Annotated in this window: 10 protein-coding genes; 8 read left to right on the forward strand and 2 right to left on the reverse strand. The window is 73.4% G+C overall.

The window, feature by feature from the left end:
• Positions 1-15 precede the first annotated feature (15 nt).
• The 5 genes from ACGFI8_RS24700 (at position 16) to ACGFI8_RS24720 (ending at position 5,080) form a co-directional block, all read left to right on the forward strand.
• On the forward strand, positions 16-555 hold the full coding sequence (locus tag ACGFI8_RS24700; RefSeq protein ID WP_392808277.1) for a SigE family RNA polymerase sigma factor: 540 nt from the start codon (positions 16-18) through the stop codon (positions 553-555).
• Positions 555-1,727 (forward strand): hypothetical protein, encoded by a 1,173-nt coding sequence (locus ACGFI8_RS24705; RefSeq protein ID WP_392808280.1) that lies wholly within the window; start codon positions 555-557, stop codon positions 1,725-1,727. The genes ACGFI8_RS24700 and ACGFI8_RS24705 overlap by 1 nt, the downstream gene beginning before the upstream one ends.
• A 170-nt stretch (positions 1,728-1,897) precedes the next feature.
• A complete protein-coding gene (locus ACGFI8_RS24710) occupies positions 1,898-3,328 on the forward strand; it encodes a hypothetical protein (protein ID WP_392808282.1) in 1,431 nt (476 codons plus the stop codon).
• On the forward strand, positions 3,325-4,497 hold the full coding sequence (locus ACGFI8_RS24715; protein WP_392808283.1) for a hypothetical protein: 1,173 nt from the start codon (positions 3,325-3,327) through the stop codon (positions 4,495-4,497). Before ACGFI8_RS24710 ends, ACGFI8_RS24715 begins: the two co-directional genes overlap by 4 nt.
• Before the next feature lie 304 nt (positions 4,498-4,801).
• Positions 4,802-5,080, forward strand: a complete 279-nt coding sequence (locus ACGFI8_RS24720) for a GlsB/YeaQ/YmgE family stress response membrane protein (protein ID WP_392808284.1) — start codon at positions 4,802-4,804, stop codon at positions 5,078-5,080.
• An 83-nt stretch (positions 5,081-5,163) separates the two neighbouring features.
• Here ACGFI8_RS24720 and ACGFI8_RS24725 read toward each other — a convergent pair whose 3' ends face one another.
• Positions 5,164-6,654 (reverse strand): DNA polymerase ligase N-terminal domain-containing protein, encoded by a 1,491-nt coding sequence (locus ACGFI8_RS24725; RefSeq protein ID WP_392808286.1) that lies wholly within the window; start codon positions 6,652-6,654, stop codon positions 5,164-5,166.
• 250 nt (positions 6,655-6,904) lie between these two features.
• On the opposite strand from ACGFI8_RS24725, the gene ACGFI8_RS24730 reads away from it, so the two are divergent.
• Both ACGFI8_RS24730 and ACGFI8_RS24735 read left to right on the forward strand, forming a co-directional pair.
• Positions 6,905-8,221, forward strand: coding sequence for an MFS transporter (locus ACGFI8_RS24730; protein WP_392808288.1), 1,317 nt, complete (start codon positions 6,905-6,907; stop codon positions 8,219-8,221).
• Between the two features lie 7 nt (positions 8,222-8,228).
• Positions 8,229-8,711 carry a cupin domain-containing protein gene (locus tag ACGFI8_RS24735; protein ID WP_392808290.1) on the forward strand — a complete coding sequence of 161 codons (483 nt, stop codon included), beginning with the start codon at positions 8,229-8,231 and terminating at the stop codon, positions 8,709-8,711.
• A gap of 16 nt (positions 8,712-8,727) precedes the next feature.
• Here ACGFI8_RS24735 and ACGFI8_RS24740 read toward each other — a convergent pair whose 3' ends face one another.
• On the reverse strand, positions 8,728-9,363 hold the full coding sequence (locus tag ACGFI8_RS24740) for a DinB family protein (protein WP_392808291.1): 636 nt from the start codon (positions 9,361-9,363) through the stop codon (positions 8,728-8,730).
• A 98-nt stretch (positions 9,364-9,461) separates the two neighbouring features.
• Here ACGFI8_RS24740 and ACGFI8_RS24745 point away from each other — a divergent pair, with 98 nt between their 5' ends.
• The gene (locus tag ACGFI8_RS24745) at positions 9,462-10,370 is read left to right on the forward strand and encodes a GNAT family N-acetyltransferase (protein WP_392808293.1); all 909 of its coding nucleotides are present in this window, start codon (positions 9,462-9,464) and stop codon (positions 10,368-10,370) included.
• Positions 10,371-10,559 lie beyond the last annotated feature (189 nt).

Consider the following 10,559-nt stretch of genomic DNA (forward strand, 5'->3'; position numbering starts at 1 on the left):
GGAGAGCGACCGACGATGCGAAGACCTGTGGACGACCGGCCGGACGGGGAGCGCGACGCGCAGTTCGCGGCCTTCATGACCGGCGGGGTGCGCCGGCTGTACCGGGTCGCGTACCTGCTCAGCGGCGACGCCGGCGAGGCCGAGGAGCTGACCCAGCACGCGCTCGTGCGCACCTACACGGCGTGGTCGCGGCTGGACGGCGGGGACGCGTACGCGTACGCCCGCCGGATTCTGGTCAACCTGCACAGCGACTGGTGGCGGCGCCGGCGCCGCCGCGAGCGACCCGTGCCGCAGGTGCCGGAGCGGATCGCGGCCGGGCCCGACCCGGCCGACGCCGCGGTGGCCCGCACCAGCGTGGCCCGGGCGCTGCGGCAGCTCACGCGGCGCGAACGGGCCGTGATCGTGTGCCGGTACTACCTGGACCTCACCGAGCAGCAGACCGCCGACGAGCTCGGGGTCGCGCTCGGCACCGTCAAGAGCGCCTCGGCCCGCGCGCTGCGCAAGCTGCGCGTCGACCCCGAACTCAGCCCGCTTGCCCAGCAGGGAGCATCGTGATGCACACCATCGAGGATCTCCGCCAGGCCCTGGCGGAGGAGACCGCCGACCTGACCACCCGGCTGACCGTCGCCGACGTGCGGGCCGCCGCGAACCGGCGCCGGATGCGCACCGTCGCCGTCGCCTGCGCCGCCGCGCTCGTCCCGCTCGTGTCCGCCGGCACCGTCGTCGCGCTCGGGCCCGGCACGCCGTCGCCCGCCCCGACCGCCGCCTATCGTCCGAGCACCGTCGTCCCGTGGTACCCGGACCCGTCGCTGCCCCCGGGGGCCGGTCGTAACCTGTCCCTGGGGCAGATCAGCCCGCAGGAGAACCTCGAGGTCTGGTACCAGGACGCGATGAACGGCGTCATGGCCGGCCTGCACAACCAGCAGACCCGCCAGATGCGGCTGCTGGAATTCGACGGTCGCGTGCCGAAGGACGGCGAGTTCGGCGTCGTGACCGAGCTCGAGCTCCCCGGCGGGAAGGCGCTCGATTTCGGCCTGTACGGCGGCAACGGCAGGCACTTCCGGCTCACCGTCGACGGGGACGACACCCAGGTCGACTCGCTCGACCTCCCCGACGTGCCGGGCGTGAGCGTGTTCTTCATCCGGCGCGACAGGCCCCTCGTCGGTTCGACCGACGCGATCTTCACCGCCTTCGACGCCGACGGCCGGGGCGCCGGCGGCACCCGCCAGATCGAGCGCAGCCGCGGCGTGACCCTCGGCGCAACCCTGCTCGGCGACTGGATCCGCACCGGCCTCACCCTCGCCGACGGCGGCGAGCTGGTGTTCTGGTTCGACGGCGACCAGCGCTCGGCGACGCTGCACGCCGGCAGCGACGACCGCAAGGGCACCGTGACCGAGCTGCGCACGCTGCTGGACCTGCGCCAGCCGCCGGACCTCGACGGGTTCTTCCAGGGATACAACCGGTTCGAGCTGGCCGGTGGCGACAGGGTGGTGGTCGGCGTCTACGCCGGCGACGCCGCGCGGGTCGAGATGCGCGCGAACGGCGACCGGCCCGCCCCCTCCCACGGATCGGCGGAGTGGACCGCGTACCCCCGGGTGCGCGTGCTGTGGGCCACCGGCATCGACCGTCCCTTCGCCGTGGCCCGGGACCGGGACGGCCGGACCCTGGCCACCGCCGACTTTCCTCCGGCCACGTCGATCGTCGTCTCCCCGGCCCCGAGCCGCTGAGGCCGGCGGGCCCGAAATCGGAGCGCGGCGACCGGCCGGGCGGCGCTACGCTGACCCGGCCGGTCGCGGGACTGTCCGCGCGACTTCCGGAACCCGCCTCTGAAGCGATGCTTCGCAGCTCGCACGTCGAATTCCCCGACCGGCACCCAGCATCCGCCGAGGGGGAGGCCGTGGAGCTGTCGGAACTGTCCGAGCTGACGGAACTGTCCGAGCTGACGGCGTGCGAGGACGTCGTCATGTTCGTCAACGCCGCCGTCACCGCCACCGGGCAGCGCGAGTTCTACGCCGACGCGGCCGAGCAGCGCCTGTCGCTGGCCTTCCTGCACGAGTACGTGCTGACCAACTACCGCGAGATCTACGCCGCGGCGCTCGCGCTGGACATCAACGACCTCAACGCGGCGACCATCGTGCTCAACCTGCTGCGCACGGCACAGGCGGTACCGCTGCCGCAGCGACGCCTGGAGGGGCGCCTCATCGCCGCCAGGCTCGCCGCGCTTGCGCCGCAGCGGGTGTACCGCGTGCTGCGTGCCCTGCGGGCCGAGGGCATCAACAACCGGCGCACCCGCGCGATCGTGCGGGACTGGGTCGCGGCCCGGCCCGACGTCGCGTTCGACGCCGTCAAGTACCGCCGCGGCCTCGCCGCCGCGGCCGGGCACGCGCACCTGCGGCTGCCCGCCGAGGTCGGCACGATGCTGTTCGACTGGCGGCGGCCGAAGCGCTACGACACGCCGATCCTGGAGTCATGGCGGCGCGCGCACTACGAGAAGGACGCGCTGTTCGACCTGCCGTACACCGTCGCGGAGGGCCTCGCGTCCACCCGCCGACGCGACATGAACCGCGCCGAGTTCCTGCGCGCCATCGCGCCGCGGCTGACCGAGCTGGAGCGGCTGCGGCTGCAGCGCGCCGGGCGCGGCCACGTCGAGGCCGCCCTGGACCGCCAGCCGCTGACCCGCTTGGCCCTGTACGCGCTGTCGCTGCCCCGGCCCGAGCGGGCCCGCCGCCGCGAGGAGCTCACCGCCGCGCTGCGCGCCGCCGCCCGCCGGGCCGCGGGGCGCCGGGCCGGCTCGTGGGGCGACGTCGTCGCGGTGCTCGACGACAGCTACTCGTCGTCGGGCTCGGCCGTGAAGCGCCGCCGGCCGCTCGCCGTCGCGCTCGCCACGCACTATCTGCTGGAGGCGCTCGCCGGGCGGTACCGCCCGATCTGGCTCAACCACGCGGGCGATCCGCTGCTGGTGCACCCGCTCAGCGCGACGCCGCTCGGGGAGCGGCTGCTCGACGGGCTCGCGCTGCGCCCGGAGCGGCTCGTCGTGGTCTCCGACGGGTGGGACAACGCCCCGCCCGGCCAGGCCGCCGAGGTGCTGCGGGTGTGGCGGCAGCGACTCGACCCCGACGGCCGGACGTCGATCGTGCACCTCAACCCGGTGTACGACGGCGACGCCTTCGACGTGCGCCGGCTCTCGCCGTTGGTGCCGAGCGTCGGCGTGCGCGACGCCGAGGACGCGGCGGCGCTGGTCGAGCTGGCCCGGTTCGCCACCGGCACCGCCACCTTCGCCGAGCTGCGTGCCCACCTGGACGAACGAGTGGAAGGGTTCCTGCGGTGATCCAGGAGCTGCACGGCCTGCGCGCCGGGCCCGCCCAGACGTGGGGCGCGGCCCGGCTCGTGCCGCTGCTGCGCGACGAGCCGATCGCGGACCTGCGGCTGCACGCGCGCCTGCACGACGAGGACGAGCTGTCCATTGTGGAGCTCACGCCGCGCGAGGCGTACGTCGCCTACGTGCCGCACGCGTTCGTCGCGACGTGGACGGCCGACGGCTCGCCCGCGGCGGCGTACGGCACACAGCTGCTCGACCCGCGCGAACCCGGCGAACCCGGCCTGCCCCGCGTCGCCGGGCTGCGCTTCCGCCGCCGCATGACCCGCCGCGAGGACCGCCGCCGGCTGCGGTTCCTGCCGCTGCACCTGGCCCTGGAGGGCTTCCTCGACCTGCAGTTCGACGGACCGCCGATCGCCTGGCAGGAGTGGACCCGCGACGCGGTCACCCGCGGGCTGTCGCCGCGCGTCGAGGAGGCCTACCGCGGCGCCGACGTGCGCGGCCTCGACGACGCGCTGCGGGTCTTCGAGATCCACCCGGGCCAGTGCGGCCTGGCGCTGTACCTCGCCGACGCCCTCGCGAGCGTGTTCGTCGTGCCGCATCCCGACGACTACCGCGCCCTGCACCCGACGCTGCTGCACGACTACTACGGCGAGCTGCTGTACCACTACACGCAGCTCTACCCGGCCGTGCCCGGCTTCGACCAGCCCCTCGACGCGTCGCGCGTGCACTCGGTCGAGGACCTGCGGGGCGAGCTCGCCCGGGTGCGCGGCGAGTGGGCGTCGTTCCACAACGACGTCATGTTCACCGTGCGTTCGATGCGGAGCCGTCCGGTGTACCGCATGGGCCGCTTCACCCTCGCCCGGTTCCTGCCGCCCTTCGACCCCGCCGCCGACAACCACATCGGCGAGACCATTACCGACGAGGCGGGCAACGTGACGTACCTCAAGACGTTCCGGCTCTCGGCGGCCCAGACCAGGCGCGGGCACCTGCTGTCGCGGCTGGCCGAGCACGACTGGGACCTCGACGCGACGGCGGCGGCGCTCGGCACCGACCGGCCGGGGCTCGTACTGCGGCTGGACCGGGCCGGCTTCGGCCACCTGCTGCGCCCGGACGTCATCGACGCCTGCCGCGCCGCGGCCCGCCGCTCGCCGCGCGGCGATCGGCCTCCCCGGCGCTGATCGCCATCGCGCCGCGGCCGCGGCGGTTCGTCGCCTTTGGGTATGACGCCGGCCGCGGGCCGTGGATGCGGCCGGCGCCATACCGCCGTGTCGTGCCGTTCCCCCGCGGACAACGGGGGCGGTCACCTGGCTGCCGGTGAGCTTGTGCGATCGCATGCTTCGCTTCCGGGTACGACCAGTCTTGTCACCCCGTTGCGGGCACGCCGCGATTTCCGGCGAAGCCACCCGATCGATGCGGTGTTTGGTCCGGCGAACCCCGGGGCATCAATGACTCGACCGGAAAACGAGCCTTCTAGGAGGAGCTGTGACTGTCACCGGAATCATCACGGCGCTCATCGTCGGTCTGATCGTCGGTGCGCTGGGTCGGCTGGTGGTTCCCGGCCGGCAGCACATGTCGATCCTGCTCACGATGGTCGTCGGCATCATCGCCGCCCTGCTGGGCACGGTTTTGGCCAGGGCGATCGGCATCTCCACCGACACCCCCGGTGTCGACTGGGGCGAACTGCTGGTCCAGGTGCTGCTCGCGGCGGTCGGTGTCGCCGTCGTCGCGGGCGTGGGCGGCCGCGGCCGCCGCGCCCTCTGACGGTTCGGCATTTCGCCCGCACAACCCCGTGACGACGGTCCCCGGCCACGATCGGCCGGGGACCGTCGTCGGTCACTGACGCGTCAGCGCAACGGTGGCAGCCGCTGCGGATGGTGCAGTACCTCGGCGAACAGGTCGCCGCGCGCGGCCAGCCGGGCGCTGATGGTCCGGATCGTGAACCCGTCCGGCCGCAGGCCCGGATCGTCGAGCTCGTCCCAGTCGATCGGCGCCGACACGGGCGCGCCGGGCGCGGCCCGCGGGCTGTACGGCGCGACGAGCGTCCGGTTCACCGCGTTCTGCGTGAAGTCCAGCCGCGCCAAGCCGCCGCGCCCGGCCCGCTCCCACGCCCAGCTCACCAGGTCGGGCACGACCGAGCCGACGGACCGCGACAGCGCCTGCACCCACGCGCGCGTCTCGCCGAACCCCGGCCCGGCCGCGACCGGCACCCAGATCTGGATCCCGCGCCGCCCGGTGACCTTCGCCCGCGCGACGACCCCGAGGTGCTCGAACGCGGTCCGGTGCAGCCGCGCGAGCACGAGCAGGTCCTCCCAGCGCGTGTCGGGGCCTGGGTCGAGGTCGACGAGCGCGTACGTCGGCCGGTCCGGCCGGTCCGTCGGCGACGTCCACGGGTGCCACTCCAGGCCGCCGTAGTTCACCGCCCAGACCAGCGCCGCGGCCTCGGAGGCGACCAGGTACTCGGTGCCCGAGCCCGGCTCCCGCCAGCGCGGCAGCCAGCCGGGCGCGTGCCCCGGCAGCGCCTTCTGCCAGAACCCCTTCGAGCCCGGGCCGGCCGGGAAGCGGTGGAGGTTGAGCGCGCGCCCGGCCAGATAGGGCAGCACGGTCGGCGCGATTTCCGCGGTGTACCGCAGGATCTCCCGCTTCGTCACCTCGGCGCCACCGTCGCGCCCCGCGAACAGCACCTTGTTCAGGTTTGTGACGCGCAGGTCCCGCCCGAAGACGTGCCACGTCCCCGACTCCCCGAGCGCCTCCAGCCGCGCGAGCTCGTCGTCCGCCGGCCCGCTCGCCTTGAGCCGCACCGCCGCCCGGGCCACCGGGAGGTCCGAGCGCCACATCAGCTCCGGGTCGGCCTTCACGTCGTCGCTGGACCGTCCACTGAGGACCGAGCGCGGCAGCGCGGCGGCGTCCCACCCGGCCACGGCGTGCTCGTCGCGCTTATGCATGAGCAGCCAATCGTCGCCGCGGGTGCGCACGATGACGAACCGGCCGCGCAGCTTCTGCCCGTGCAGCTCGATGTGCAGCTCCCCGGCGGCGACCGCGGCGGCCGGGTCGGGGTCCTTGTACGGCACCCAGGTCCCCGCGTCCCACACGATCACGTCGCCGCCGCCGTAGGTCCCGGCCGGGATGACGCCCTCGAAGTCGACATACTCCATGGGGTGGTCCTCGACGTGGAAGGCCGCCCGGCGCACCTTCGGGTCGAGCGAGGGCCCCTTCGGCACGGCCCAGCTGACGAGCACGCCGTCCAGCTCGAGCCGGAAGTCGTAGTGCACGCGCCGGGCCCGGTGCAGCTGCACGACGAACCGCCGTGCGGGCTGTTGCGGACGCGAGTCGGGCACGCCTCAAGTGTCGCGGCATTCTGCCTTTCGTGCTGGACGACCGGCGGCTATTGTCGGGCGGCGAGTGACCCCATGAGGAGCTGAGACATGCCCGGTCGTCCGAGCGCGCGTTGACGTCTTAGGCCGTGATCGGCCTGTCATCGCGTGCTGCCCCTGCATCGCGCGGCACAGCGAGCCTTCCCACCTGAACCGTCGATGTTGTCGTACGGCGGTCGGTGAGCCCTGTCCGCAGCGATCCCAAGGGGTCTTCGTGCCGTCCGCTTCCGATTCCGCTCGATCCGTTGCGCCGAGCCTGCCGAGCCTCTGGCGTGACTCCGACTTCCGCAGCCTTTGGGCAGGCCAGACCGCCTCACAGCTGGGCGAGCAGGCGAGCCTGGTGATCCTGCCGCTGCTCGCCGTCCTGACGCTCAACGTGGGTGCGGGCGAACTGGGTGTCCTGCGCGCGGTCGGGCAGGCACCGCAGCTGCTGCTCGCGCTGTTCGTCGGCGTGTGGGTGGACAGGTGGCGGACCCGCACCGTCATGGTCCTGGCGGACCTCGGCCGAGCCGTGGCGTTAGGCGCAGCCGCCGTGGTCGCGCTGCTGGGCGGCCTCGGCCTGCCGGTGCTGCTGGTCATCGCCTTCGCCGTCGGAGCCCTGTCGGTGTTCTTCGACGTCGCCTATCAAGCCTCCCTGATACGCCTGGTGCGACGCGAGCAGCTGCTGCAGGGCAACAGTGCGATCGAGGGGAGCCGGTCCGCGGCCCAGGTCGGCGGTCCCGCCCTCGGCGGGGCGATGGCATCCCTGCTGTCGGCGCCGATCGCCGCCGTGTCGAGCGCCCTGCTCTTCGTCGTGTCGTTCGCGTCCATCGCCCGGATCCGCCACCGCGAGTCGATCTCCCCGCACCCCGGCAATTCGCGGCGGATCTGGCGGCAGATCCACAACGGCCTCCGCTTCGTGGCGGGCGATGCCCTGCTCCGGACCGTGTGCCTCGCCTCGGCCGCGTTCCAGTTCTCTCTCGCGGCCACGATGACCACGTACCTGATCTTCTTGCCGCGAGATCTGCACCTGTCCGGCACTGCCATCGGAGTGGCGCTCGCCGCGACGGGACCGGGCGCACTGGCCGGTTCCCTGCTCGCCGCCCGCCTCCCGGGCCGCCTCGGCTACGGACCGGTGCTCGTCGCGGCGGCGACGATCGGTGACGGCGTGATGCTGTGTGTGCCCGCGCTGCACGGCGGCTCCATGGCGACCTTCTCCGCGCTGATCGCGATCAACCTGGTGTTCGGAGCCTTCGGCCAACTGGTCAATGTCACGATCATGGCCGTCCGGCAGGCCGTCACGCCGGACACGTTGCAGGGCCGCGTCACCGCGACGATCACCTTCGCCGGCATGGGCCTGACACCGGTCGGCTCGTTGCTCGGGGGCTTCCTCGCGCAACATTGGGGAGTACGCACGGCCCTGCTGGTCACGGCCGCCGGCATGCTGCTGTCACCCGTGCTGATGGCCCTGTCCCCACTCGCCCGCCTGGGCCGGGCCCTTCCCTGCCATACCCGCCGGCCGCCCCTCCCGGGAGGCCCTTGGCGTGCATGATGTGGAGATGACCTATCCACCTCCGCTGTACCACGGCCAAAAGGGCGAGATCAGCGCAACCTACCGCCCGGACGGCACCGCCCCGGAACTCGTCTATCCGAACGGCACCCGGCTGCACTACCTGTCCACCGGCGCGTCGACCGGCGGCCTGTTCGGTCTGTACCGATGGGAGTGCGGCCCCGGCGTGACCGGACCGGAACCCCACTTCCACCGGTCGATAGCGGAGTCCTTCTACATCCTGTCCGGCACCGTACGCATCTATGACGGAGCGCGCTGGATCGACGCCGAACCCGGAGACTACGTGCACGTCCCAGCGGGCGGCATCCACGCGTTCAAGAACGAGTCCGGAGCGCCGGCGTCGATGCTGCTGCACTTCTCGCCGGGCGCGCCCCGCGAGGGCTACTTCGAAGGCCTGGTCCACGTCGCGCAGATGGGCGAGGAGGAACGCGCCGCGTTCTACCGTGAACACGACAACCTCTGGCTGACCTGACCAGCACCGCCCGAGATCACGGGCCGTCGCGCTTCGGGCTCGCGCCTTCCTGGCGGCGCTGCAGCACGCCCCGGAGCAGGGCCGCTTGGCCGACGTGTTCGAGGCCCTCGACGAGAACGCCGACCAGCCGTAGATGAACAGTGGTGGTGTCGCCAAGGGTGGGGCTCGTGGCCAGCCGGTCCAGGTCCTCGTCCGGCGCCCGTCGAAGATACTCATCGATCATCTTGACAACCGCCTGGTGATAACCGACGAGCACGCTCGCAGGCGGGCTGCGGAAGGACGCGGCCTGCGCCGGAGAGTGTCCATAGCCGGTCTCGTCCGGGTCGGCCGCTCGGCCGAACCGGGCGTACCACCCCTCCGACAGCCACAACTGCTCCCGGTTCTGCAGCTCACTGACGTTGCGATCGTGACTACGGGTCAGATGCCACAGCAGCCAACCGATCGAGTTGGTGCCGGGCTGCACGACGTCATCCACCAACGCCGGGTCCAGGCCGTCCAGGACGTCCAGAACATCGCGCTGCGTGCGATGCACCAGATCGCGAACCAGTGCTTGCCAGCCTCCCACGCCCAGATCATCACACGACGCTGCGGCCTTTGGCTCGCCGGCGAAGTTGCTCAGGCGACCGTGTTCTCGGCGCGCGTCGAGCCGCACTCGCCCGGGCTGCAGGACCGGATGTGCCGACATCGCCACCCGGCTCGGCCCGGCACTGGGGGTGGCACCCCGCCAGATAGCTGACTAAAGTCAGGTATATGGACATGGGGCTCGTCGCCGCGGTGCGACGGTTCAACCGGACGGTCACCCAGCGGGTCGGCGCGCTCGACGACGAGTACATGGCGCGGGGGCGGCCGCTCGCGCAGGCGCGGCTGCTGTGGGAGATCGGGCCCGCCGGCGCCGAGGTCGCAGCGCTGCGGGCGCGGCTGGGGCTCGATTCGGGGTACCTCAGCCGGCTCCTGCGCACCCTGGAGGCGGACGGCCTCGTGACCGTCGGGCCCGCCGAGCCGGCCGGCGGCGACGCGCGGGTGCGCACCGCCGCGCTGACCGCCGCCGGCCGGGCCGAGTGGAACGAGCTCGACCGGCGCTCCGACGTGCTGGCCTGGTCGATCCTGGAGCCGCTCGCCACCGAGCGGCGCGACCAGCTCGTGGCCGCGATGGCCGAGGTCGAGCGGCTGCTGGTGGCGTCGATGGTGCTCGTCGAGGCGTGCCCGCCGGGCGACCCGCGGGCCCGCGCCTGCGTGCGCGCCTACGCCCGGGACCTCTCCCGGCGCTTCCCCGGCGGGTTCGACCCGGCGCACAGCGTGCCGGTGCGCGACGAGGAACTGACGCCGCCCGCCGGGGTGCTGCTGCTGGCCACCCTCAACGCCGAGCCGGTCGGCTGCGGCGCGGTGAAGCTGCACCCCGGCGGGCCGGCCGAGATCGTGCGGGTGTGGGTCTCGGAGAGCGTCCGCGGGCTCGGGCTCGGGCGGCGCCTGCTCACCGCGCTGGAGCGCTACGCCGCCGAGCGGGGCTGGACGCAGGCCCGGCTGGCCACCAACCGCAGCCTCACCGAGGCGATCGCGATGTACCGCTCCGCCGGCTACCGCGAGACCCGGCCCTACAACGACGAGCACTACGCCGACTTCTGGTTCGCCAAGCGCCTGGCTCCGGTCAGCCCAGCCTGAGCAGTCGCCAGCCGGTTGTTCCTTGAACGAGGTCCGCCGCGCGGTGGCGTGGCCACCGCGCGGCGGGAAGTCGTCGGGTCGTGGGGGGGGGGGGGGGGGGGGGGGGGGGGGGGGGGGGGGGGGGGGGGGGGGGGGGGGGGGGCGCGGGGGGCGGGCCCCCCCCCCCGCGCGCGCACGCGCACGGCCCCG

It is taken from the genome of Dactylosporangium sp. NPDC048998 (genome assembly GCF_043197855.1).
GTDB lineage: Bacteria > Actinomycetota > Actinomycetes > Mycobacteriales > Micromonosporaceae > Dactylosporangium.

Bases quoted from the DNA above. Each gene is read 5' to 3' on its own strand.
- ACGFI8_RS24700 (WP_392808277.1), top strand. From the start codon at position 16: ATGCGAAGACCTGTGGACGACCGGCCGGACGGGGAGCGCGACGCGCAG.
- ACGFI8_RS24705 (WP_392808280.1), top strand. From the start codon at position 555: ATGCACACCATCGAGGATCTCCGCCAGGCCCTGGCGGAGGAGACCGCC.
- ACGFI8_RS24735 (WP_392808290.1), top strand. From the start codon at position 8,229: ATGACCTATCCACCTCCGCTGTACCACGGCCAAAAGGGCGAGATCAGC.
- ACGFI8_RS24745 (WP_392808293.1), top strand. From the start codon at position 9,462: ATGGACATGGGGCTCGTCGCCGCGGTGCGACGGTTCAACCGGACGGTC.